This window comes from Acidobacteriota bacterium (assembly GCA_035529075.1).
Classification (GTDB): domain Bacteria; phylum Zixibacteria; class MSB-5A5; order GN15; family FEB-12; genus DATKXK01.
This window is the reverse complement of record DATKXK010000010.1, coordinates 145,082-171,042: the sequence shown is the minus strand read 5'-3', so window position 1 is coordinate 171,042 and position 25,961 is coordinate 145,082. Positions and strand designations below refer to the sequence as shown.

Annotated in this window: 19 protein-coding genes; all 19 read right to left on the bottom strand. The window is 59.1% G+C overall.

The genetic code is table 11. The annotated features are described in order from the left end of the window. Positions 1–110 precede the first annotated feature (110 nt). The 19 genes from VMY05_03965 to VMY05_03875 all read right to left on the bottom strand — a co-directional run bounded on the left by VMY05_03965 (position 111) and on the right by VMY05_03875 (position 25,904). On the bottom strand, positions 111–1,367 hold the full coding sequence (locus VMY05_03965; GenBank protein ID HUV30234.1) for a hypothetical protein: 1,257 nt from the start codon (positions 1,365–1,367) through the stop codon (positions 111–113). Between the two features lie 123 nt (positions 1,368–1,490). Further along, positions 1,491–4,337, bottom strand: coding sequence for a FlgD immunoglobulin-like domain containing protein (locus VMY05_03960; GenBank protein ID HUV30233.1), 2,847 nt, complete (start codon positions 4,335–4,337; stop codon positions 1,491–1,493). A 339-nt stretch (positions 4,338–4,676) separates the two neighbouring features. After that, complete coding sequence (locus VMY05_03955) at positions 4,677–4,961, bottom strand: HU family DNA-binding protein (protein HUV30232.1); 285 nt, start codon at positions 4,959–4,961, stop codon at positions 4,677–4,679. 204 nt (positions 4,962–5,165) lie between these two features. Then, positions 5,166–6,068, bottom strand: coding sequence for a signal peptide peptidase SppA (sppA, locus tag VMY05_03950; GenBank protein ID HUV30231.1), 903 nt, complete (start codon positions 6,066–6,068; stop codon positions 5,166–5,168). A gap of 12 nt (positions 6,069–6,080) precedes the next feature. Next, positions 6,081–8,384 (bottom strand): LysM peptidoglycan-binding domain-containing protein, encoded by a 2,304-nt coding sequence (locus VMY05_03945; protein HUV30230.1) that lies wholly within the window; start codon positions 8,382–8,384, stop codon positions 6,081–6,083. A gap of 164 nt (positions 8,385–8,548) precedes the next feature. Next, positions 8,549–9,457 carry a tRNA (adenosine(37)-N6)-dimethylallyltransferase MiaA gene (gene miaA, locus VMY05_03940; GenBank protein HUV30229.1) on the bottom strand — a complete coding sequence of 303 codons (909 nt, stop codon included), beginning with the start codon at positions 9,455–9,457 and terminating at the stop codon, positions 8,549–8,551. Then, complete coding sequence (mutL, locus tag VMY05_03935; GenBank protein ID HUV30228.1) at positions 9,450–11,324, bottom strand: DNA mismatch repair endonuclease MutL; 1,875 nt, start codon at positions 11,322–11,324, stop codon at positions 9,450–9,452. Before mutL ends, miaA begins: the two co-directional genes overlap by 8 nt. Continuing rightward, positions 11,324–13,933, bottom strand: a complete 2,610-nt coding sequence (mutS, locus tag VMY05_03930) for a DNA mismatch repair protein MutS (GenBank protein HUV30227.1) — start codon at positions 13,931–13,933, stop codon at positions 11,324–11,326. Before mutS ends, mutL begins: the two co-directional genes overlap by 1 nt. Next, entirely contained in the window at positions 13,930–14,928 is a 999-nt protein-coding gene (locus tag VMY05_03925) for an SPOR domain-containing protein (protein HUV30226.1), read from the bottom strand. Before VMY05_03925 ends, mutS begins: the two co-directional genes overlap by 4 nt. Before the next feature lie 33 nt (positions 14,929–14,961). After that, positions 14,962–16,056, bottom strand: coding sequence for a tetratricopeptide repeat protein (locus tag VMY05_03920; GenBank protein HUV30225.1), 1,095 nt, complete (start codon positions 16,054–16,056; stop codon positions 14,962–14,964). Continuing rightward, entirely contained in the window at positions 16,053–16,427 is a 375-nt protein-coding gene (locus tag VMY05_03915; protein ID HUV30224.1) for a hypothetical protein, read from the bottom strand. Before VMY05_03915 ends, VMY05_03920 begins: the two co-directional genes overlap by 4 nt. A 101-nt stretch (positions 16,428–16,528) precedes the next feature. Further along, positions 16,529–17,200 (bottom strand): hypothetical protein, encoded by a 672-nt coding sequence (locus VMY05_03910; protein ID HUV30223.1) that lies wholly within the window; start codon positions 17,198–17,200, stop codon positions 16,529–16,531. 208 nt (positions 17,201–17,408) lie between these two features. Then, positions 17,409–18,281 (bottom strand): XrtA system polysaccharide deacetylase, encoded by an 873-nt coding sequence (locus VMY05_03905; GenBank protein HUV30222.1) that lies wholly within the window; start codon positions 18,279–18,281, stop codon positions 17,409–17,411. Positions 18,282–18,293: 12 nt separating this feature from the next. Next, positions 18,294–19,085, bottom strand: a complete 792-nt coding sequence (locus VMY05_03900; GenBank protein ID HUV30221.1) for a CpsD/CapB family tyrosine-protein kinase — start codon at positions 19,083–19,085, stop codon at positions 18,294–18,296. Between the two features lie 10 nt (positions 19,086–19,095). Continuing rightward, positions 19,096–20,217, bottom strand: a complete 1,122-nt coding sequence (locus VMY05_03895; GenBank protein HUV30220.1) for a tetratricopeptide repeat protein — start codon at positions 20,215–20,217, stop codon at positions 19,096–19,098. Between the two features lie 54 nt (positions 20,218–20,271). Further along, positions 20,272–21,252, bottom strand: coding sequence for a polysaccharide biosynthesis/export family protein (locus VMY05_03890; protein HUV30219.1), 981 nt, complete (start codon positions 21,250–21,252; stop codon positions 20,272–20,274). Between the two features lie 116 nt (positions 21,253–21,368). Next, positions 21,369–23,015, bottom strand: a complete 1,647-nt coding sequence (locus tag VMY05_03885) for a GGDEF domain-containing protein (protein HUV30218.1) — start codon at positions 23,013–23,015, stop codon at positions 21,369–21,371. Between the two features lie 81 nt (positions 23,016–23,096). Beyond that, entirely contained in the window at positions 23,097–23,780 is a 684-nt protein-coding gene (locus tag VMY05_03880; protein HUV30217.1) for an STAS domain-containing protein, read from the bottom strand. A 75-nt stretch (positions 23,781–23,855) separates the two neighbouring features. Further along, the gene (locus VMY05_03875) at positions 23,856–25,904 is read right to left on the bottom strand and encodes a SpoIIE family protein phosphatase (protein HUV30216.1); all 2,049 of its coding nucleotides are present in this window, start codon (positions 25,902–25,904) and stop codon (positions 23,856–23,858) included. Positions 25,905–25,961 lie beyond the last annotated feature (57 nt).

Here is a 25,961-nt window from a genome sequence, read left to right as displayed (position 1 = left end):
AGAAAAACGGACCCCGGCTCGGCGGCCGGGGTCCGTTTTTGTAGTCTCAACAGCACATGGGACCGCGTGCAGGCGGTCCCATGTGGAGCAAGTGCGGTTGGCCACGTCGTTCAGGGCTTCACAAACTCGACCCGCGTGAATTCCTCCCAGTCGATGATCGCTTCCTCACCGTCGTCCATGACCACGATTATGCCCTTGTTGTCCTCGTCCACGTCGTTCGACCCCCGCAACTGGAAACTGCGGCCGTCCCACACGGTCACGATGGCCGCCCGGTAGGATTTCTTCTCGATCTGCTTGATCAGACCGAACTCGACGTCGAACTCGAGGTCGCGGTATTCACCGTCAAGAATCTCCCACGTATACTCCTCGTCGTCATCCCAGCAGATCGTCCCGGTGTACTGGTTGCCGTCCTCCGTAAAGACCGTTCCCTGCAGCGGACGTCCGCCGTCGAAATCATCGTATCGCACCATGGATGGGGGGTCACTGAAGACGACCCGTTCAAACTCATCCCAGCCGACCGTTACCTGACCGAGACCCGGATCCGAGACCCCAATACCCCGGTTGCTGCTGTTGACGTCATTGGTGCCTCGGAGCACGTACTCGTCTCCCGTCCTGGTCACGACGGTCGCACCCTTGGAACTGTACCGTTCTATCGAGGCGATCTTGTCGAACCGTATCTTACGTTTGCGGCTGTTCTCAACACCGTCGAGAACATCGCCGGTGAATATCTCGTCAACGTCCCAGCAAATGAAGCCGCTGTAATCCTCGCCGCGGCGCGTGGTAACCGTCCCGTAGAGGCGATCTCCGAAGCTGGACGGCTCGGAGGTTCCGGCCGCCATGAAATCGATGCGTTCGATATCATCCCACGCAAGCTCCAGTTCACCTTCGCTCTCATCCTCGATCACGATCTCCCGAATGCTCGTCCCGATGTCCGTGGAGCCATCGAACAGTTCAGCTTCGCGACCGGATTTCAAATCCAGCCGCACCATGTCATCGTCAAGGATCTTCATGGTCTTGATGTGTCCGAATCGAATTCCGGACTGGGCCACACCCGTCATCACGTGCACGAGCCCGTCGTCGTCGATGATCTTGATCCCGAAAAGTTCAATCGACCTCCTGCGATCGCTGTACCTCTTTCGCTTGGATAGCGAGCGATCCCGATCACGGTCGTCCCGCAGATCCTTCGATCCGTTGAGCAGATCGACCCACGAACCTTCGTTCTTGTCCCAGCGTATGAGCCCTTTGAGAACGTCGCCGTCGACGGTGGTAATCTCCCCGTAAATACGTCCGCTGTTGTCAGCCGCAAGAGCCATCGCGGACAACAGTATGGCGGCTGCGGCGGTCATAAGGAATGCAGTTACTCTCATAAAGCCTCCAGACAGATACACTATCCCTGCTGTCTTACATATACGAGTGCCGGGACGGGAAGTTGTTCCGAATCTGCAATTGTCGTCTGAAATCGTGCCGACCGCACCTGGACTGCGGCGCGGTTATTTGACCAGCACCATTTTCCTGACCAGGGAAATCGGCCCGGACCGCAGGCGGTAGAAGTATATCCCCGACGGCGCTACCTGTCCGTTTTCGTACATACCGTCCCACTGGACAACATGTCCGCCGACGCTATACAACCCGCCGGCCAGCACCCGGACCTTCTGGCCGAGTATGTTGTACACTTCGAGCCTGACCTCGGCAGTGGCGGGCAGTTCGAATTCAATCCCGGTCGAGAGATTGAAGGGGTTGGGAAAGTTCTGGGACAGGGCGGTCGCGCGCGGCAGTTCATCCCGGAGCTCCGGCGGCAATTCGGTAGGTGTGTCAACAGTCACCTGCCCGGGAATCACGACGGGCGTTACGCTGCCATCTCGGTCGGTCACGACGCACACCGAGAGCGAGTCGAATCGCGCTGTGTCCACCGGGAAGACACCTGGTCGGTCGCGCGCCGTTACTCGCAGGCGGGCGAGCTGATACTCGCCGGTCTCGACGAAATCATCGACAGACACGGCCGTGATCGAAAGCAGCACCAGGCCGAGGCTGCTGTCTATCTGGTGGGCGACCGAAGCCTGGCTGACGATGACGGGGTCGAATTCTACGGACTGGATGGAAACAAACACCGGATCAAGCATGATTGGCACCTGTATTTCACGTGCCCGGTTCAGCAGGTGCAGTTCCACTGGAATTGCAGCCGAACCGCCGGTCTCCATTTGCGCCGAACCCAGCCTGAGCGTGTCCGTCTCGCTTAGCTCCAGCACTTCCAGAACGAAGGGAACGGTCAGCGAAACTATGATGGAGGAAGTATCCGTGATCTCTATGGACGTCTCATGGCTCCCGGGTGTGAGGCCAAGGGTATCGACGGCGAGATGGATAGTGTCTCCTGACCCGCCAGCCAACCGATCGGCTTGAAGCCACGAATCAGCCACCGTGGCGTTCCAGTTAAGCGTGCCGGAGCCCTTGTTTTCCACCACGAGCGTTTCAGCTACAGCGCCCGGATACGCGGTCTGAACGTAGAAGCTCTCCGGAGAAACGGCCAGGTAGGGCCGTTCAGCTGTAACCTCGAGCGTAACCCACACGGTATCGGGAGAGCCAAGGGCTCCTTCCGCCCTGAACACCACCGGTTCCGCGTAAAGCCCTTCTGCCAGACTGGCTGCCGTGGCGATCAGCTCGACGGTGCTTGGCGGCGCCCCGGAAGCGTCCGAGAGCGACAGCCAGGGGGCTGATTCGGCAGCCGTCCACGTGAACGATCCCGCTCCCGAATTCGAAACCTCAACATAGCCGACAACGCTGTCGGTCAGGCCGGTCATAGCCCTGAGGCGGACGGTGTCCGTGGAAAGCGCCAACTCGGCCACGGTAACGTCAAGGCGAACGGACACAACCGAGGTTGAATCCTGGTTGTGAAGGTCCACGAGCGTGAGTGTGCCGAAATGGGTGCCGTAGTCAAAAGAGCTGCCGGAAACGGATACCGTGACACCGGCCGGGGTCAGGCCGGAGTCCGGCGTGACCAGACACCACTGAACCGAACTGTGCACGACGAAATGCAGGGCATTATACCCGGTATGCTCGATTCTCAGTTCCTGGACCTCGGGCAGCGGTCCGCCCAGCTCCATCTCGAACTTGAGCGCCGAAGGTACCGGCACCAGCGTCGGGTCATTGTACCGGGTGATCGAGGCAAAGACGTCCCAGTTACCCTGCCGGCGGTCAGCCCACGTGACATAACGATACCGGCCGTCCAGGGCCACATCCGGCTGCAACTGGGCACTGTCTCCGAAAGAGTTGGCCTGAAAATTGGTCTCACGGATTACTCCCTCGACGTCAATCATCTGTCCCGTGATGTCCCAGGAACTGCCGGTCGAGTCGGACCAGATGATGGCGACATTACCCATGCGATCGGCAGCAATGGTCGGTTCCCGCTGTGCCCTCCTGGTGCCGTCCCTGTTGACTCGCTCCTCGGCGGCACGAGGCACCATAGACGTGTCATACTTTCGAGCGTAAAGGTCGGGGTTGGACGGATACGTCCCGTTGCGCCAGTCGACCCACACCACCGTAAAGTGACCGGCCCCGTCGGCCGCTACGTCCGGGAAAGCCTGCCGTACCTCGGCCCCGTCAGAGTTCACCCTGACATTCGGGCCCAGCGCGCTTCCCAGCGAATCAAAGTGCTGTACGAAGATGTCATCGTTTCCCCAGCGATTGTCATACCACGTGACAACAAACCACCCTTCCGGAGCCACCGAGATTCGGGGGGCGTGCTGCTGGGCGAAGTTGACGTCGTCATTGATTTTGAACTTGGATCCGATCAGCCCGCCGTCTGAAGAGAATCGCTGACCGTAGATATCCCAGTTGTGGTCGCGGTAGTCAGCCCACACCACTACACCACTGCCCCAGTGGGCGAGAGCAATGTCGGGAGACTCCTTCAGAGAATCAGGCCATCCTGCTGTCAAGCACAGATTCTCGCCAATCACGGAGACGGCGGTGTCGAATCGCTGAAAGTAGATGTCCGGGCCAAAGGGATACTCTCCCTGACGAAAGTCCTTCCAGACAAGTGAGAACAATCCGGACAGATCGACCGCAATGGACGGTTCAGACTGGTGTGCCCCGGTGCTGTCGTCGTTGATCCTGAAATTGCCGCCGAGGGGATTACCGAAGGCGTCATAGCGCTGCAAGTATATGTCGCTGTTGCCTTCCCGCCTGTCTGCCCATGCGACGACAAAGGTGCCGTCGCCGGCCACCGCTATGCGCGGGCTGCTTTGCTGGGCCGAGCCGCCGTCGTCGTTGACCAGAAAATCAGTCACATCGCTTCGCACCGGCATGCTGACAGCGACGGCAAGGAGCACCCCCGGCAGGAGCATATGTAAAACCGCAGTTTTCACCGCAGTCATACTATGCAACAAAAGTGCCCACCGCACCCGGTGGGCATCAGAGCCTGTTTCAGATTAGCAACCCGTTGTGGCTGCAAACGATTCCGCACCGCTCACACGGCGACGGCGCTACGGAGAACAGAAGCAGGCCCGGAAGAACGGAAATATCTTCCCGGCCTGCTGTCACATATTTTCCCTGGTGGAAGGCTCAGACTTTTTTCTTCTTATGGCGGTCAGCGCGCCTGCGCTTCTTCCGCTTGTGAGTCTTGATCTTTGCGCGCTTGCGCTTCTTTCCGCTCGGCATCAATCCTCCGACAGGTTGTCGTCCGATCAGACCGACAACTTTGTTATCATGCTCTTAAATTCATTCGACGGTTTGAAGACGGGCACTTTTCGATCCGGCACCGGCACTACCTCTCCGGTACGCGGATTACGAGCCATCCTTGCCTTGCGCAACTTGACTTTGAATGTGCCGAAGCCGCGGATCTCAATGTTGTGCCCACTCTCAACCGATTTCTTCACAGTATCCAGGAACGAATCGACAACAACCGCAACGTCGGTTCGCGTCAGCCCGGTCTTCTCGGCGACTTTCTCGACAAGATCAGCCTTTGTCACTCCGTCCTCCCTCGAGACTTAGCTCCTGTATGTACATTTGCAGTTGCCTCTCTAAAACGGGCTCCGCCCCGTCCGCAACAGATCGGGTGTAGAGCGATAAGCCTTTGGAACAGCAGAAGATAATACATCCCAACCGGAAAGAAAAGGAAATTACGTGCGATGTCTACTGTTTTTTGCCCCAAGAACCAAAAAAAACGCCACAACTCACTGGTATAAATAGAGTAACCGGGGGCCACTCACCGCCTTGTCCACGGTCTGGCCAAACTCGCCCAAAAGACCGGGAAGGAGATCAAAGATACCTATTTTATCCCGTTTGTACGGCCTGACCACTTTGGGTTTCCCCTCCAGACCGGCCAGATCCGCCGCAATCTCTACCGCCTCGTGCAGACCGCCCAGGGTGTCGACCAGGCCCAGGTTGTACGCCTGAAGCCCGGTAAACACGGAACCGTCCGCCAACCGATACACCTCGTCCTTTTCCTTGCCGCGTCCTTCCGCCACCACCTCGACAAACTGCTCATAACTGTCCATGATCACCGAATGCAGCATGAGCCGTTCTTTCTCCGTCATTTCCCGGCTATAGGTTCCCACGTCCTTCAACTCACCGGATTTGACCGTTTCGGTGCCGATACCAACCTTGCTCATCAAGGTCTCAAAGGTGTGGAACTGCAGGATTACGCCGATAGAGCCGGTCAGGCTGCCCGGGTTAGCCACCACCCGGTCGGCGGCGCAGGCGATGTAGAAAGCTCCCGATGCGGCGACGGCCGCCATAGCCACCACGACGGGCTTCTCCGCCTTCAGGCGTGTGACGGCATCGTACATCTCCTGGGAGATCGCGACCTCACCTCCACCCGAGTTGATGTGGAGCACAACCGCCTTGATGGACTGGTTATCGGCCCATTTGTCGAGCTGTTTGACGATCGGTCGGCCGCTGTCTTCTCTGATGACGCCCATGATTTCCACGACCCCGACTGTCCCGCCGAGCCCGGCGAAGTCGATGCCTTCACCGGGCACCAGCACGCCAATCAGAATCACCGCGAAAAAGACCACGGCGACTACCAGGGCAATGGCAATCAGCACCGCAGCTATCACATCCCGTTTTTTTGCCATAACGATTACCCGCTACTTCACGTAGATCTTCAACTTGTCCCCGATCTGGATAGCATCCGGGTCCACGAGGTTGTTGACGGCCAGAATTCGCGCAATCGTGGTGCGGTATCTGAGTGCTATGCGGCTGAGCGTCTCTCCTCGTTTCACCTGATGGATAACATAGTCAGCCTCGCCGCCGGCTTCAACCGTGAGTTCCTGGCCGGGGTATATCCTGCTGGACCGGCCCAGGCTGTTCAGTCGGCGAATCCGGCCGGTGGTGGTTCCGAAGGCGCGGGCGATATCCCACAACGTATCCCCTGCCTTGACTTTATAGGACCGTTTCCCGGTAGCGGTCGCTTTCGATGAGCCCGGTTTGCTGCCTGAATCTGAACTTGAAGGATTGCTGGCGTACAGTCGGGGCGACGAGCTTTTCATCGCCAGCATGGAGGCGTCCGCCGGAATACGCAGTTGCTGTCCGACATAGATCCGTGAGCCTCGCTCGATGTAGTTTATTCGGCGGAGAGCATCGACTGAAGTACCGAAGGCGCGCGCGATATCCCACATGGTATCCCCGGCCCGTACGATGTATATGGACTTCTTGGCCACGTACTCTCTCTTGCGGCTGCTCGATCCGCTGTTCTCGCGGTCCAGCGGAACCGGAACTATAAGCGTCCTGCCGGCATATATCTTGGATCGGGGTCTCAAGTTGTTGGCTTCGAGAATGGCATACTGGGAGACACCGTATCGAGCGGCGATACTGCTGACGGTTTCGCCGCGTTTGATCTTGTGGCGGACCCAACTGGTTTCCTCGGGCGACGGCATCGCGTCATACGCCGCGAGGAACTTCTGCCGCTTGCCGACCGGGATCTTCAAACTGTACTTCTTTGTGTTCGGCGGAGTGTAGTTGCGAAGCAGCTCGGGGTTGAGTTGCTTGAGATCCTCAAGCGAGCAACCTATCTCCCTGGCCACGACCTTCATATCAAGGCAACGATCTATCTCCACCTCGTCCCATACCACTTCCGGCTCGAACTCGATATCGTGGAAACCATAGCGTTCCGGGTCCTTACCGATAATGGCCGCAGCATAGATAAGCGGCACGTAGTCCATCGTCTGCCGCTTGAGCCGCAGCTTCCAGAAATCAATCGTCTTCTGTTTCTTCATGGTGCGCCGCACGCGCGCCGGCCCGCCGTTGTACCCGGCCATGGCCAGTTCCCAGTTGCCGAACTCTTTATACAGGTCCTTGAGAAAACGGGCGGCGGCGGCTGTCGATTTTACCGGGTCCTTGCGCTCATCCACCCACCAGTCACGTTTCAGACCGTACAGCCGGCCCGTTGAGGAGATGAACTGCCAGAGTCCCATGGCCCGGGCCCACGAATACGCGTTGGGGTTGAAACCCGATTCGACCAGAGACAGGTAAATGAGGTCGTGCGGCAGATCGTGTTCAGTCAGCACCCGTTTGAAGAGCCGTTCATACTTCTTCGAACGCGTCAGGTACTTGGTGAAGGCATCCTTGGCGACGGTCTGGAAGTAGATGATGGAACTCCTGACCCGGTCGTTCATCACGACCGGCAGGTCATACTTGATCGGCGGAGACTCCTGCCTGTACACCAGCAGGGTGTCATGCTCAAGCCGCTCCCCCAGTTCCCCGAAACGCTCAATCAGCACCGATGGCGCGATAGTCCCCTGCATTTGCCCGAGCGACCGAAGGGTCACCCGGTAGTCAGCCACAACGTTGTCAAGAACGGCATTATACTTGACCGCCTCCGGGGTCAGGACCGAATCGGCTTCGACGTCAAGATTAGCGAGAATCACCAGACACTTCTCAAAATAGTACTGAGCCTCTTCCCAGCTCGCCTCACGATTGGCGATGACCCCCATGGCGTGGTATTCCTCGGCCAGGTCAAAAAGGCGCCAGATGTCGTCATCAACGGCAGCCGCCGAGTCCGCATTATCGACCTGCCCGTAATAAACACCTTCCTGCGCCCCGTTCTCCAATCGGCTGTCAGACGGGGACGGCCGGCCAGCGGTCTTTCCTTCCGTGGTCCGCTGTGCAGTAGTGTCAGCGCCCGGTGCCACCGTGTCGGACTCTTCGGTTGCCACCACAGCCGGCTGGTCGTCAGCCGGTTTCGCCTCGGGCGGCGGCCCGAAACCGGTTGTGTCGGAAACTGTGTCCGGCGACGGCTCGGTCCCCTCCGGCCCGGCCTGACTATGCTCACCGTACACCTGTGGCGACGACATGCTCCTGGCCCCACCGCAGCCGATTGAAAGCACCGTCAGGGCAGCCAGAAGTGCTGTTAACTCGATAATAGTGATCAGGTCAGGTCTTTTTCGTGTCATGTTGAACTAGCTTCCATGTCTGTTCCCGGGGTCATTTGTGGCTCATTAAATGTAATCGGAACTTTTGTGCAGTCTCTCCATCCGGGCATATATCACATCATAGCTATTAAATCGCACGCAGGCGCAACTGTCAAGTTTTTTGCATCGTCTTTTCAGCCAACGGATTAGCCAAGGCACAGATCTCGTGTCAGCGAACTCCCGTCAGGAAAAAAGCTGGTCTTTGCCTGGTGGCGAAACCAGGTCATCTGCCGCTTTGCATAGCGGCGGCTGTTCTGCTTTACCAGTGCGACTGCTTCAGGCAGGGTCCACCGGCCGTCAAGGTGGTCCAGCAACTCGCTGTAGCCGATCACGCCGGCTTTTCTGATTCCCTCTTTCATTCCACGGGCGATCAGTTCCTGCAGTTCCTCAAGCAGCCCGTCCGCCATCATCTGATCCACCCGATCGTTGATGCGCCCGTACAACTGCTCGCGCGGTGGAGCCAGGCAGCGGTACTCAAAACTGAAGTCACTCTTCTTATACGCGCCGGTGGCAACAAGTTCTGATTTGGTCCTGCCGGTCAGGAAGAAAATCTCCAGTGCCCTCACGATCCGCACCCTGTTGTTAGGATGTATCCGCGCGGCCTCCTGCGGGTCGATCTTGTGCAGCCGCTCATGCATCACTTCAGGACCCAGCTCATCCATCTCCCGCTGAAGACGCTCGCGGAGTCCCATGCCGTCTTCGTCAACCTCCACCACTCCCTCACTCAACGCCCGCAGATACAGGCCGGTGCCCCCAACCACCACCGGGATACGCCCCCTGCCGAGAATATCCTGAATGGTCTGACCGGCCTCGTCGATGAACCGACGAACGGAGTATCGCTCGCCCGGCTCGATGATATCAAGGAGATGGAACTGCACGCGCCGCCGTTGATCGACCGTGGGTTTTGCAGTGCCGATGTTCAGGTGTTTGATGACCTGCCTGGAATCGGCGGAGACTATCTCAATCGGATAACGGTCGGCAAGCTCGAGGGCGACGGCCGTCTTACCTGAACCGGTGGGACCGCATATTATCGGTATGGGACGGGAACTATCCACGGCCAAACTGGCGGTCCAGGTCCGCTCGGCTCATCCTGAGCATTGTCGGTCGACCATGCGGGCAGGAAAAGGCGTTTTCGCACGCAAGCAGCGAGGAGACAAGAGCTACCGCCTCGGCGTCGGTCAGGCGGTCGCCCGCCATGACGGCCGAGCGGCAGGCGATTGATTGCGCCATCGCCTTCCGGAGATCATAACCCGCTCTCTTTAGCGAGCCGATATCGTCAAGTATCTTGCGGACTGATTTCTCAGGAGACTTGCCCGACATAACGGACGGAACCGCCTCAATCCTCACTGTCCGGCCACCGAAGCGCGCCACCTGAAACCCCGACCGGTTGAAAAGATCTTCGGCTTCATCGAAAAGAGCCAACTGCTCGGGGCTGAGGTCAATCTGAACGGGCAGTAGCAGGTGCTGGGCGACAACGCCCTGCGCTTCGATCTGGCCGAGAGTCTGTTCAAAGAGCACACGCTCGTGTGCCGTGTGCTGATCGACGATCAGAAGCTCGTCGTGGCGCTGGATAATCAGGTACAGGTCGGAAAAACGTCCGATCAGCCGTAACGGCTCAGGGGACCTCGCGGCCTCGTCCGTCGGCGGGACGACCTCGGCAGGCCCTCGACCCGACGATTGGACAATCTCGCCGGTGCGCGTGTCAACCTGCACTATTTCCGAAGGTTCTTGCAGCCTGTCCTCAGGCGGTCTGTACAGGTCGGAGAGGAAGGCCTGGCTGGCCGCCGCCAGTTCCCGCACACCGGGGATCCGGTTGGACGGCTCCGGGGCTGTGTCCGCTGCACCGCCCGGCCTCTCGGCTCCGCCGGCTGATCGCTGTCGGGCAACCGTGGAGCGCACGCCGGGAATGACACCGTCATGCCGGAGTGCTTCCCTGATAAGACGATACAGCGCGTCGTGAATCTCACGCTCGTGACTCAGGCGCACCTCGGTCTTGGCCGGATGAACGTTGACGTCAACGCTCTTTGGGTCTACCGTCAGCATAAGCGCCCCCACGGGAAAACTGCCGCGCGGCATCAACTCACCGTACCCGGCCACAAAGGCGTGGGCCAGCGTGGCCGACTGGATGGCCCGGCCGTTGATGAAGACGTACTGGCCGGTCCGGTTGCTCTGCGCCAGATCCGGCAGACCGAGGTAACCCTCGATACTCACCGGGCCGGTCTGTCCCTTTACGGGAACAAATTGTTTGCCCGGGGCAAGCAAAGATTGCACGCGCTGGGCGAGTTCCTGCCCGGCAGGCTCGGCAAAAACCTGACGTCCGTTGACGCGGTATGTAAACGCGACGTCGTGTCGCCCGATGGCCAGCGCCATGGCCGTGCGCGAAACGTGACGCAGTTCGGTGCTCTCGGCCTTCAAGAACTTGCGCCGTGCCGGCGTGTTGAAAAACAGATCGGCCACCTCGACGGTCGTGCCGGGTGCAGCGGGAACCGGCTGCCGGGAGTGCAGAACGCCACCCTCGTAAACGACCTCCGCACCCACGTCGGCATCGCGCGAACGGGAAACCATCCGCAGCCGCGACACGGAGGCTATGGACGGCAGCGCCTCGCCCCGAAAGCCGTACGAGGATATCGAATCCAGATCGTCAAAGCCCGAGATTTTCGACGTGGCGTGACGGGAAAAGGCGATTTCGATCTGGTCTTCAGGGATGCCGCAGCCAGTGTCGCTGATTTTGATCAGCTTGACCCCTGCTTTTTCGATGCTGATCTCGATCCGATCCGCACCGGCATCCAGCGAGTTCTCGACCAGTTCCTTGACGACCGAGGCGGGCCTCTCGACGACTTCTCCGGCGGCAATCTTGTTGATGAGCCGTTCAGGCAGCGGACGGATGAAGTGCCCGGCCTTGCGCTCGGAAAACTGCGGCATCAGTCGAGCTCCTTTTTCAGCTTGCGGACGAAATCGACGACCTGAACGGGGGTCATGTTGTCCAAATCCAGCTTACGGATTCCGGCTTCAGCTTCCGACGGTCCGGGTTCAAACAGGCTCGGCTGGACCTTTTCAGTATAAATGCGGCGGCCCAGTTCGCTCTGGCTGAATCTGCCGGACTCCAGCAGCTTGAGGATCTGCTTCGACCGGGAAACAGCCTGACGCGGAAGGCCGGCCAGCTTTGCCACCTCGATACCGTATGAATCGTCGCAGCCGCCGGCGATAATCTTATGCAGGAAAATTACCCGGTTCTCCCATTTCTTGACCGCCACCTGGAAATTGTGCACCCTGTCGTAGAGACTGGCCATGCCGGTCAACTCGTGATAGTGCGTAGCAAAGACCGTACGACACCGGTTGTGTTCGTTGATATACTCGACGACCGACCAGGCGACCGACAGGCCGTCGAAAGTCGACGTACCCCGGCCGACTTCGTCAAGAAGCACCAGCGACCGCTCGGTGGCATTGTTGAGAATGTTGGCGGCCTCGACCATCTCCACCAGGAACGTCGACTGTCCCCGGGCCAGGTTGTCCAGGGCCCCTACGCGCGTGAAGACGCGGTCGACAAGCCCGATCTCGGCCCGGTCGGCCGGAACGTACGAGCCGATCTGGGCCAGGATGACAATGAGGCCTATCTGGCGCAGGTAGGTCGACTTGCCGGACATGTTCGGGCCGGTAAGGATGACGATGAGATCGTCCCGGTCGTCCATGCGGAGATCATTGGCCACAAACGAGCCCGGTGGAAGCACTGCTTCGATCACCGGGTGCCGCCCGTTCTCGATAACGAGACGGCCGTCCTCGTAAATCTCCGGACACTGGTAACCCCTGTTGACCGCCAATTCCGCCAGCGACGAGACGAGGTCAAACTCGGACAGCAAATCGGCGGTATGGAAAATCTGCGCGATATGGTCGTTGACGTATTCCACGAGCTCGTCGAACAGGTCTTCCTCGAGTTTGAAAATCCTCTCTTCCGCGGCAAGAATCAGCTCTTCCTTCTCCTTCAGTTCCGGCGTTACGTACCGTTCGGCGTTGACCAGCGTCTGCTTGCGTATGTACTCCTTCGGCACCAGCCCGACGTTGGCCCTGGTCACTTCGAGATAGTACCCGAAGACTTTGTTGTAGCCGACCTTCAGCACGTTGATACCGGTTCGCTCCCGCTCTATCTTCTGGAGTGAACCGATATACTCCCGGGCGTCTTTGATGGAATCGTTCAACTGATCGAGCTTTTCGGAATGGCCGCGCCTGAAAATGTTGCCCTTGTTGGCGGCCATGGGCGGATCATCGACAAGGGCGGCACCGATACGCGCGATCAGTGAGTCGTTGTCGGGAAGCGTGTCGCAGATACCGACCAGGTGCGGGCCCGAGCACTCGCGAAGGAGGCTGCGAATTTGCGCGCCGATCTGCAGCCCGGTACTTATGGCGGCCAATTGACGGGGGTTCAGCTTGCCCATGCCGAGTCGTCCGGCCAGCCGCTCCAGATCGGGAAGTTGCTTTGTGTGCTTGCGGAGACGAAAACATAGATCATGGTTCTTGACGAGTTCGGTCACTCCGGTCAGGCGAAGCGCGATTTTGCTCCGGACTCTAAATGGCCGCAACAGCGCGTTTTGCAGACGCCGGGCTCCACCGGCGGTGTGGCACATATTGATTACCGAGAAAAGCGAATTCTCCTCGGAACCCGTGGACAGGTTGCGCACAAGCTCCAGATTGCGCACCGAGTTGTAGTCAAGTGACATCAGTTCGGCATCATCGAAACGTCCCAGGCGATGGATGTGCGACAGCCTGTCGCGGTGGTTCTCGCGAAGGTAGCGGAAGATGGCTCCGGCCGCGCTTACGGCCAGGCGGCTGTCGCGCACACCGAAGCCTTCAAGGGTGGCGGTGCCGAAATGCTGATTGAGATCCCTCTGGGCGGTCTTGTAATCGAAATTCCAGTCGTCAAACCCGGTCAACTGCCTGGAGTCGGCGGGCAGCCCCACCAGCCGAGCGGTCTGCTCGGCGCCAAGCTCGCTCGGGTACAGGATCTCAGCCGGTTCCGCCACGCGCAGGCGCTCGACTATCCGCTCGGTCGGACCCTCATCCACCAGGAAAGCTCCGGTGGAAAAGTCCAGCACGGCCAGCCCAAGACTCTTGCCGTTTCGTTCACAGACGGCCGCGAGGCAGGCCGGACGGTGCGGCCGGGCGGGATCTTCGACGTCGGCCGTCCCGGGCGTAAGAATCTCGACGATCTCGCGCTTGACGAGCCCGCGGGCGGTTTTCGGGTCCTCGACCTGTTCGACAATCACGACCTTTTCGCCGGCCGCCAGCAGCTTGGCCAGATAACGCTCGACCGCGTGGTACGGCACCCCGGCCAGCGGGATTCGCTCACTGTTGCCGTGGGAACGCGAGGTCAGGACTATCCCGAGCAGCGGCGCCGCCTTGACGGCGTCGTCGCCGAACATCTCGTAGAAATCCCCCATGCGGAAGAAAAGTATCTTGTCGGGGTGCTGCTCCTTGACAGCCTGATACTGGCGCATCAGGGGGGTCAGATTGTCTCCGTAGTCAGGCTTGTTGCTCATCGGGCTACAACCTGATATGCTTCCCCGTGCGTTAACTCGATCTGCTCCTTGAACCGGCGGGCATCCTCGAACGTCTTGAAGCGTCCGACATAAACCACGTGGTACTTCTTACCAGAGATCGTCTTGGACCCGATGTCAATCTTCTTATCGTAGGCTTCAAAAGTCCCGGCATGCTTTCCCGCATTCGACCGGCTGGAGAAGACCCCGACCTGGACGGAGTAAAAGGTGCCGGTGATCTCCTCGGCCCGCGTGTTTTCGGACGACTCATCCGGCATGCTGCCGAGCTGGTCCACCAGGTCGTCCAGCCCCACGGCGCCGTGGTAGCCCTCCCGAAGAAGGTTATAGTAGAACACGGCGTCGTCGGTGCGTGTCCTCCGGACGGCATCCATGGCCAGCAGGTACAGGGCCTGGGGCACCCCGGGACCCGACTTGGCTCGGGCCACCGGCCCCAGCATTTTGGCGGCACCGATTGCTTTGTCGTTGGCCCACAGGACGCGAGCTTTGTCCACCCGTCCCCACTGGTACCGTTCGCCCTCGCTGTAACGTAACAGGTACCTGTCGGCCTCTCTGAGTGCCGTGTCGTAGTCCCCGGCCAGTTGATTGGCCAGGACCGTGAATCGTAACATCTGATCGTCATATCGGCCCGTTTCCCAGCGCGCCCGGTATTCACTGACAAGGACGGACAGCCGCTGCACGTCTCCGGTCAGGAGGTAGTACTGTACCAGGCGATAATAAATCTCCTCCTGAAAGCGGGCCGGGACGGAGGCATTCAAGGCGGCTTCCATCAACCGGGCCGACTCCGCGCCGTCACGCTCCAGCAGACTCTGGAAGAACAAAAGGCGCCCGTCACGCAACTCCGCACTGCTGTGCGCTGACAGGGAATCAGCGGCTTCCCTGAGATTGCCCTCCCTGATAAGCGTGTAGATATCCCGGGCGGAAACGTCCATCCGGCAGAGAGCCAGAAGGACGAGCAGGCTGACCGATACGTGCTTCATCGACGTAAACGGATACGGCCGGGAGCGTGGCCGTCAGGCCCCGGCAGCAGAAGTACTGGCCGGTCTCTCCGGCACGGTTTGCTTTAACATCTCGCGTTTGCGCTCCAGGCTGCGCAAGAGCCCATCGACCTTCTTCTTGTCCCCCTTTTCCAGGTACAGCCGGGCCAGTTCCAGCACGGTCAGATAGTCATCGGAGTAATCCTCGAAAATCTGTTCGAGCAGTTCCGCCGCGGCGTCAAGGTCACCCTTCTTCTCGTGGAACTCGGCCAGCGTTCGACGGGCCTCGAGGTTTCTCGGATCGTGCTCGAGTATGCTGTTGCAAATCTGGACGATGTCGCCAAAGCGCCCCAGGTCGAAGAGCGTCTTCTTCAGCCGGTCGATCACGAGATGTCCCTTCTCTGGAACGGCCGAGATAAGTCTGCTCCAGAAATTGACGGCATCCTCAAAGCGCTGTTCATCGCGGTAGGAGTCGCCGATAGCCAGATACGCGGGGACGAAAGCGGAGTCCAGACCGATGGCTTCTTTGTACACGATTCTTGCTTTGTGGTACTCACGCTTACGGTAGAGCTGTTCGGCCATCTGGAACTTGTACCGCGCAAGAGGCTTCTTGGACTTGTTGCCCTGCAGGCGGAGCACGGTGGCCGCAGTCTGGTAGGCATCCTCCCATCTCCGGGCCTTTTCCTGAAGCTCGAGCAACGCGGCGTGCGCCCAGCGATCGTGCGGGTCTATCGAGATTATCTCCTTGAGGGCCCGTTCACTCGTGCTGAGTTCCTGAAGGGCCAGGTAGTCGGCGACAAGTTGCTTGAGAATCGCCTTTTTCTCCTCGCCGGACAGCGTACCCCGCAAAGTCAGGTCTTTGTGCACCTGCAGAGCGCGATCGGGATTCTTGTTCTCGCGCAGGATCTGGCCCAACCGAACGTAAGCATCAACGTTGTTTGAATCTTCAGCCACTACCTGACGCAGTTTCGTGAAGGCGGATTCCGGTTTGCCGTCCAGAAGATCGATCAGCGACTGGACGTACAGGGACGACTCCGGCCTTCGGCGCCGCGACTTGAAGCGGTCATACCCCAGAATGAAAGACACCGCGGCGAAAAGCAGCACCAGTAAAACGAGGATGTACTCAATCATGCCTGCCCGCCCTCGTCAAACGGGTTCTTCAGTTCGCGGGACCTGTTGTCGGCACCCTTGAGCAACTCGGCGGATTCCTCTATGGGCCGGTTGCGCAGAAGGGTCACCTCGCTTTCCAGGGCCCGGACACGTTTCCGCGACGAATGCAGCTGCACCGACTGCCTGATGTAGATCAGCAGAAACACGAGAGTCGACAGCACGACCCCGGCGGCCAGCGCCCAGAACACGACCTCGGCCAGGGCGACGTTATGGAAGGTACCCTGGGCAAACGGCTGCTTGTTAATGTTGACCCGTTCACTGGCGTTGTAGACCACGAACCCCAGGAAACAGACAATCAGAACGACGACAAGGACTACGATAACTGCTCGCACGTTACCTCCGCTGCTTGAATGCGGCCGGCCCGGAAGACGGATATGGTAGCAGGGCTATGCCTCACTGTCAACGTGAAAAGCCCGCCGTCGAGCGGACCCGTTTACGATTCTCCGCCCTCCTCGTTCCACTCGAGGCCGGTCATCATTGTCGTTACTTCCTTCAGCACGGAGTCGAAGAACTCCCACTCGCACATCAGGTGGGCCAGCAGGACGGTTTCTCCCTTCTTGACCGCGATAACGGCTCCGGCGTACGAGCCGTACTCGCGCTTGCCGCCGACCGAGCCGGCCGACGTCTGGACCTCCTTGACGTACTTGGCCTGCCCCGACCACAGGACACCGCTTTCGCCGCTGATTTCAATGCGGCTGAGTCCCTTGGGGATGATTTCAGGCTCATAGAAGAACTCAAACTCCTTCATGATGGCCTTTTTCTGCTCAGACTCGAAAGACTCGCTCAGGAGCGAATCCAAAAGCGGATATACACCCATGGTGCAGGTATCGGCATAGACCGCCAGGCGCGGCCTCTTGGTGTAATCCGGCGCATCCTGGTAGCGCGCCGGGGTACCGTATTTCCTCTGGGTAAGGATGATGCGAAAGTTGTCCTCATCCCTATTGATCTTGGCTTTCCAGTTGTCGTGCACGGTGAATTTGAACCCATACCTGCCGTCGGAGTACACCGAGCCGTCAATGCTGCCGGCCTTCTTGGTCTTGCGCCTGGCCTCGACCGTCGGCACCATCATCAGCAGCGCCGCTGCAAGCAGTATAAATCGTTTCACGTGTCCTCCTTCTATGCTGATCCCGTTCCCGCTTCAGCATAAGTTTTATTCTTATACACCCAATAGTCAAGTATTTATTGAAGACTGTCCCCCCTTCAGCGCCGTGCTCGGGCGCCCGTTGGACACGAGGAGGTTATGCCTTGGCTGGTCTCGGCCCGACTTGGTCACCGGAACCGGCGGCCCGAACCGCGCTCAGGGCTGCCGCGGCCTACTGGCGGTCGAAGCCAATCTTCTTTTTCGTCGTGAAAGCGATATAATCCGCCATGCACGCAAACTCGAACTCGTCGAGCAGCCGCTCAAGCTTGTAGACAAACGTCCCGGTAGAACCGTAGGTGCGGAAACGCTGCACCGCGGAAAGCCCCTTTACACCGGGGGGATCGGGGTCGAATTCCCAGGGATGCACGTAGACAACCACCGGGTGCCCCTGACTGTTCAGCCGGCGTATCATCCGCCGGGAATACCAGTAGGGAGAATGGCGAAGGTAGCCGCCGCCCCCGATGGGCAGGTTCTGGCCGAACAGCCGATAGGTAGAGGCGGGAACCTCATACAGGTACTTGCCGCTGTCGAATTTCATTTTGAACAGGTGGCGCGGCCCCCCCGGCATGCCATAGATATCGTGCTTGATCGGGAAAATGGAGCTGTCATACTCGAAGCCCAGCTCGGCCAGCGTCTCGAACGCCCACGGCACGGTCTCGTCAAGCGACCAGCTCGGGGCGCGGTACCCGGAGGGAGGAACACCAACGGCACCCGTGACGGCATCCCGCGCCCGTTCGGTGTCCGCCCTGAAGGCCTCAGGTGTCAGGGTACCGACCTGTCGATGACGATAGCTGTGACACGCGATCTCGTGCCCCGCCCGGTATATCTCGCGGATCAAATCGGGGTGTCGTTCGGCGCACCAGCCCAGAACGAACCAGGTTGCGCGAACCGACTTGCGCTCGAACAGATCCAGCAGCAGCCGGCTGTTGTGCACCAGTGTCGACGGCAGCTTTGCCCAGTCTTCGAAGGAATAGCGGTCGGAGAAGATCTCCACCGAAAACCATTCCTCCAGATCAATCGTAAGAAGATTCAGCTGATGATCCATACGTACGGAAAGCTACGAGGGTGATTTCGACCCTTTCCTGCCGGAACGTTCCGGCGGGTGCTCACTGCCACCGCCCCCGGCAGGCGGTCTGTCCCCCGATGCATCGTTGTTGCTTCTCGGCGCGTAATCATAACCGTAATGCCGATGATCGTAGTAGTACGGCAGACTTCGATTGATGTTGTTCATGACAAAGCCCAACAGTTTGCCTTCATCCCGGCCCAGGATTTCCACCGCTCGCCTGACAATTTCCCTCTGTGTGAACCCTGACTTGATCACCAGCAGGACGCCGTCCACTTCAGAAGCCAGGAGCATCGGGTCGGAGACCGGTATTACCGGCGGACTGTCAACGAGAATCAGGTCGTAGTAAAACTTGAGATCAGCGAGCAGGGAGCCGATGGCCGCGGCATCGAAAACGTCACCGGGGTGAGTGTTCAGGCGCCCGGCGGTAATTATCTCCAGCTTGTCGACGCTCGTCTTCTTGATGACGCTCTTGACCGCCAGCCCCTCGCTGAGCAGTTCCACGACGCCGTGGACCCGCGGCAGGGCGAACAACCTGTGGATCACCGGCCGCCGTAAATCGCAGTCGACCAGAAGCGTCTTGAGCCCCTTGCGGGCGGCGACGATGGCCAGGAACGCCGCCACCGTGGACTTGCCCTCCGACAGAATCGCTGACGATACCAGGATTGACTTCAGATCGCGTTTGTCCGGCAGGTTCATCAGGCGGTACAGGAGCCGCCGGAACTCGGTGGCAAACGCTGAATCAGCCACGAAATACTCGGTGATGGGAACGTTCGGCCGGGCCATACGAGGACGGTTACCCTTTCTCCACAAGCTGCATTAGCGCATCGTTCATATAGCTGTACACAGCGTCCGCCCGATCCAGGCTCGGAGGAATCTTAGGGATCGACGGATTTATCTCGGCCGTTCGACGCAACTCTTCCATCCCCTCCTTCCAGGCCAGTTTTGCCTGCTCGAAGTAACACTCGGCCAACTCCGCGTGGAGATCGACGTAGGTCGGATTCTTGCTCAACTCCGACTTGAGAAACCGAATGCGTTCGACGACGGCCTTTTCCGAAACCCATTCCGGGTAGAGCACGAACTTCATGTAGAAGGCCGCGAATTCCCGCCGGTGCGTCGCCTTCTTCTCCTCCCGGATGCGCTTGAAAATACCGAGGGCGCGGATGAAATCGTGGTCCCGCAGTGCCTTCATGCCTTCCTGAAACGCCTCGCCCTTGAAATTGGCGTAGATCAGCGAAGCACGGTGAAAGCAGTCGCCGGCCTGCCGAACAACTTCCGCCAGCCGTCCGGAATCCGGGGAGTTTACGGCCGCAAGAAGGTGCGCCAGGCCCAGATTGAAGTAGGCGTCACTGTAGTACATGTTGATGTCGATCGCTTTTTGCAGCTCGGCGATGGCCTGCCGGTGGTCGTTGTTCGCCAGGAAAATCTCAGCGTAGTTGTTGTGGTAGTCGGCGTAGCCGGGACGCTCACTGACCGCCTGCGCCGCCGCCCCAAGCGCCTCCTTCAGCCTGCGGAGGGCCAGCTCCGTCATGCCGAGGAAGTTATAGGCCTGGTGGTTCCCGGGGCTGAGGTCCGTGACGGCCATGAAGAGATCCCGCGCTTCGTTATGAAACCCCTTGTAAAAGAAGGCCGTAGCCAGGTGATACATCCTTTCCACGTCGGCGCTCTCGGAGACCCGGCGGTAGGACTGAAGGAGCGTCTCGATCTCCTTCTTTTTCTCGCCGTGGGTGGCCTTGACGAACGACAGCACTTCCTCGGCATTGATCTCGGAAGGGTGCGGGCAGCTGATGGTCTCAGCCGGCACACCGTCGACGTACACGGTTGTCAGAACCGAACCGAGGTTGGCGTCGTTCGAAGTCTGGATCAGGTACTCGCGATCCTTCTGTCGCAACTTACTGCTCAAACGATAGGATTCCATACGTTTCCCCTACCGGTGTAGTACTTCCGGACTGTCGCCCTGAGCCGGGATCGCTCACACTCCGTCGCTGCTCGTGAGCCGGTCGTACACAAGTATGGCCGACGCCACGGCACCTATAATCCCCACTACTGCGGGAAGCCCGACTCCGAGGAAGCCGGCCCCGCGTGCGGGAAGGATGAAGGTGTCTTCCTTCTGCAGGATATACCGAGCCGGTCGGCCGCTCCGCCAGTATTTATCAAGGTCAATACCGATCGTCTGGGCGTACATGCCATCCTTGATCACGAGCCTGGCCTGCTTCAGATCGGCCGCGTCGGTCGGTCCGCCCGCGAGGGACAATGCATCAAGAACGTCTATGTTCTCCTCATACGTGATCGGGCCGGGCGAGTTGACCGCGCCTATCACGTAAATCAGGTTTTTTCTGTCGGCGGTCGTGAAAATGGCCCCCGCCGAGACGGGGACGGGCAGGCGCGGGATTTCAATCGTATCCATGCGGCGGATTTTCGGCAGGGTCTCCGGCTTGCCGGTAGCGATGGCCTGCCTGACGTTTACGACTTCCACCTTGCCGGCCTCGGCACCGCCCCGAATTATGGTCACCCTCCTCAGATCGGCAAACTCGGTGGTTCCCCCCGACTCATTGATCAGGGTCCACAGATCCGGAATCTCCTCAAAGCTCCTCTTGCCGGGCAGTGTTATCTGCCCGATGACAAAGACATAGTTGTAGTTATACGCGATCACCCGGACCACCGCCTGCGAGATGTTTTGCTTGAGTCGCGAGATCTGGCGCACAATGTCGTTCTGCAGCTGCTCGGTGGTTTTCCCCTGCGCCTCAATCTGCCCTATTACGTCCAGTGTGATCTTGCCGTCCTGCCCCACGCGCACCTGCGTGTTCAGGTCAGGATCCTGCCAAAAGCTGATCTGAAGGAGATCGTCCGGACCGATAACGTACTGGGCCGCGGCCGGGCCGGCCACCAGCCCGAGCAGCACCACCAGGGCAGCGGCCGCCGCTCCTGCAAGCCTTTGCTTTCCTTTTTTCATGGGCACATGATTCCCGGGCAATTGTCTTTCATGAAATCGGCATCACAGCCTGTTAGATTAGATTCTTAAATATAGAAGTCCGGTCGCGGGTGTAAAGCTAAAAAACGACAGGAACGTCACTTGGAAGGATTATCCACCTGCGGGACGGGCTCATACAGGCGATAGTGGTTGCGGCCCGCTTCCTTTGCCTTTAGAAGTGCCATATCGGCCGCAAAGATCAGGGAATTGGAGTCGGCTGCGTGGTCGGGGAAAACGGCTCCCCCCAGGGAGATTGTGCACGCCAGGTCAGTATCGACAATGTCGGCACAGAATTTCGACATGGCGATCTTCTGCTGCAGACGGTTCATGAATCGCGCGCACGTCGCGGAATCAGCCTCCGGCATGACGACGCAGAACTCGTCCCCGCCGTACCGGGCAATGATGTCAATCGCGCGGATGGAACTCCGCAGAATCCCGCCCATGCGTCTGATTACGGCATCGCCGGCCTGATGCCCGTGCTGGTCATTGATAGCTTTCAGTTCATCCATGTCGAGAATGATCAGGGCCAGCGAACGTGTGTACCGCTTGGCACGATCAATCTCTTCCTTGAGCCGGCGCAGAAAATACCGACGATTGGCCAGACCCGTCAGGCCGTCGGTATACGACATCTCCTCGGCTTTCTCGAACATTTCAGCATTGCTGATCAGGACCGAAGCCGGATCCCGGTACTGCCGCAGTCGGCTGGCTATTTCTGAGGGCGCACGCTCGCCCGCCCAAACGAACAGCCCCACCCGACTCGCTGACAACGGGAACAGCGCCGCATACTTTAGCCCGGCCTTTTTGAATACGCTGACGGCAGACGCGGCTGCGGATCTACCGTCGAACTGATCCAGATCGACCTGCTCCTGTCGGCTGAGCTCACGGATCAGCACGTCGAACGTTTCCCGATCAGGCGGTTCCATCCCCGACGGGTTATCGGAGTGTATCAAATGCAGGGGGTCGTTTTTCTCCTTGGGCTCGTAAAGGAGAGCCGCTTTCTTCAGGTCAAGCTCGGTTCGGACGGTGTCAAAAATCTTCCGCACCACGGTCTCGGAGTTGCGATGCCGGACGAGTCGCAGGATGCCGGAGGAATTCTGGTTCTGCTGCTCGCGGTCCGCACTCGCGGCCAGGTCCAGCCGGCGCTGAATGCGGTCGAGTTTTTGTTCATGCCATTTGATGTGGTAGGCCGCCGAGAGAGACTGCGCCACCGCCGCGACCAGCAGATTGAAAGACTCTGTCGATGTTTCAATCGTGCTCTGGATGAAGTACAGACCGTACAGGTTGTCGCGCCAGAATATAGGGAAAAAGAGGTTAAACTCACGCCGGCGCAGGTTCTGCATAAAATGCTCCGGCAGCTCCTTGTCCAGATCGGCAAGAGGGCGGGGCCGAAAATCCTCGCCCAACTGTTCGACCAGACGCCGAGAGAACCGCAGCCTGAAGTCCTGGCGATTGAACTGCCTGATCCCGTGGTAGTAGTTCAATTCAAGGAAGCCGCGCTGCTTGCGCAAAAATACGATGCGCTCACATCCCAGCGCCCCTTTCAGCAAGTCAGAAACCTTTCCGGCTACCAGCTGGATGGTCCCCTCAAGCGAGTTGGAGCGAAGAAAATCGGCAAACTCGGCCAGATTCATCCGGCGGACCGCCGCTGTCTGCCGCCTCTCAGCCCGGATTCTGGACAGCAGCAAATAGAGCAGCAGAAGCACCAGCAGGGCCAGCGCGGCAGTTATGATCGAATGGGCAGTCATATCCACACGTACCCGGATGTCGAGGCTATACCTCGTTGAATTATAACAGATTAACGGGAGGTGTCAACCTAAATCTCGGCCTCAGGAGCGTCCCCACGCATACCTGAAACGAGATCTCCGGCTCAATAAGCCCTTTTTCCGCAAAACGGAGACGATACGCCACCAGCCGACGTGCCGACCGCCGAAGTGGGAATTGACGTGACGCCTGATCTCGGCCACCGTCACAAACGGATCCTGTCGGACCACCCGGCATACGGCCACTTCCAGATCGCCGGTGGTCTGCTCGTCAGAACCAGGCATGCCGCCCCGCGGCGCGGCGCCCGCTCCGGGTTCCTGGCTCGAAATCGCCTCAGCGACTACCTGCCGAGCTACGGTCGTTCCCTTTTTTTTTTCTCCCGGAGCGTCGTCGGCTCCGCCGAAACTGTCGATCGCCGCATCGGTCGACCCAAAGACCTTCAGCACGTTGTCGAACTCGAGCAACTCAAAAATCTCATAGACGTCCGGGTTCATGTCGGCGAGGATTATGTCGCCCCCGTTGGCCCGAACGTCTCGAATGTGGGAGATGAATATCCCCCAGCCGGCCGAGGAGATATAATCGACACCGGCCAGGTCGATCACGATCTTGTAGCGGCTGCGTTTGAGAAGAGAGTCTATTACCTCTTCAAGTTCGCTGGCGGTCAAAGTATCGATCACGCCGTCAACGCGCACCGCGGAGACGTCACGGTTGCCGCCGTCTTCGAGTAATGAGATGCTGATACCATCCATGAACTGCTGCCCGGGCCAGTAAGTCGTACTTTACGTCGAAAAAAGCACATCGGCCGTCGCAGTGCAAGCGAATTCTTAGCCTCTTTGCGCCTCGCGGTCGTCAGGAAGATTGCGAATTCCCAGCTCGCCGTGAAGCTCATCGGACCGGGGCGAAGCCTGCTCGACTTCGTACGCCGTCCGCGCCACAATGAACGTGATATCGTCGTTTTGCTTGGCGAAACCGGAGAAGTTGTCAATCTCGTCAACAATTCCGCGCGTGAGTACGGAGGCCGGCGGCACCGCACCATCGTGGAACTGTGCCTGAATGAACGCCGTCAGTCGTTCCAGTCCGTAGCGTTTGCCCTCGCGGTTGGTGGCCTCGGTCACGCCGTCGGTATACAGGAACAGAAGGTCTCCGGGTTGCAGCGGGAGTTCCACTTCCTCCAGCGTCTCGGCGAACGTCTGGCCCAGCGTGATCGGCACCCCCAGGGGCATCCCCGATGGGTTAACCTTGGTGAGTTGTCGCGTCCCCGCATGGAAATGCAGCAGCGGGTTGTGGCCGGCCGAGACGAGATTGAGCTTGCGGCCGGGGCCGTCAAATATGGCCAGAAGAACCGTGATGAACATCCCGGGAGGAATGTTTCCGGACAGGTACTCATGGACGGTCAGAAGCGTGGCCTTGGCCGAGGTGGCATTTATTGCCTGAATCTGTATGACCGTGCGCAGCATCGACATCACCAGCGAGGCCGGGACGCCCTTGCCGGATACGTCAGCCACCACCAGGCAGTAACGCTGTTCGCCGATCCGGAAGACGTCGTACAGATCCCCGCCCACCACCGAAGCGGCGCGATAGAAGGCGTCAACTTCCAGACCGGGCAGCCGGGGCAGATCGCGCGGCAGAAGCATCTTCTGTATCTGGGAGGCCACCTGGATTTCCTTGGCCATCTTCTCCCGCTCGACAACGTTTCTCCTGTCGCGGCTCAGGCGCGTCATCATCTCGTTGAGCGCCCGTGATATTTCGAAAAACTCGTCCGCACCTTCCAACGGCAACTCCGTTTCCAGGTCGCCGGACGTAAAACGACGCACGCGCTGCGTGATCTTGACGATGGGGGTGACAAAGTAGCTCGACAGGAGGTAGATGCCCACGATACCGACCAGGAGCAACCCGGTCGTTACCAGCAGCGTTTTCCGGCGGGCCTCGACCAGCTTGGCGTTGATGGACTCCGACGTGTACACCATGTGAATGGTACCGAGGGGCCTCTCTCCGGCGGCCATCGGCAAGGCCAGGTAGTTCAGCCTGGCGCCGTCGACACTGATGCGGCGAGGTCCGCGGAGCGACCCGGGTCGGGCCGGCACGGGCGGCGTGTATGGTTTGCGAATGTTGTGGATGTCGTCGGAATGCGCCAGCGTCACGCCGGCAGTGTCGGTCACTACGATCAGCCTGATGAAGGGATTGGATTTCTTGTAGCTGACCGTGAGCCGGTCGAACTCGACGTCGCTCCGACGGTTGATAATGTACCCGGCGGCCTGATCGGCGATGGTCGTGGCCAGAGCCCCGGCCGTTTCATCCAGAGAATCGTAGGCTTGAGCCACCGTCCGAGTGTTGACGTAGTAATACGTGGCGCCGATTATCAGCGTCACGATGAAGAGGGTCCAGAAGGAGAACTTGACCCGCAGCGTAAACATCCTTCTCAGCAGGGGCGGCGTCCTGCCGGCGCTGGGCCGGATTCGCTTGAGCATGCGAAGTTCGTTGAACCCGGCCGAAGAGATATACTCGACCGAGTCCATGATTTTCTGAACCATGTAGAAGCCCAGACCGCCGCGTCGCCCTGATTCGACCAGTCTGGCCAGGTCCAGCTTCCCGGAGCCGTCCGGCTGGAAAGACCGCCCGGAGTCAATCAGTGAAAACGCAATAAGTTTCCTGTATATGACGATCCGGACCCGCAGGGTCCCCTTCTCGTACAGGTAGGCGTGGCGAATGATGTTGGTGGCCCCCTCCTCGATGGCGAGCAGGACGGCGGTTACCTGCTTGCGAGGCATCCCGGCCACGGCACAGGACTCACGCACGATTTTCTGTATGCTGTCGAGGTACTTTTCCTCGGCCAGGAACTCGGCATTGATCTCTTTGATCGGTCGACGGAACATAATGAAAATGTAGCGCCGTGCGGCGCAGCGAGCCACTAAAAAGAGTGAGAACTTGAT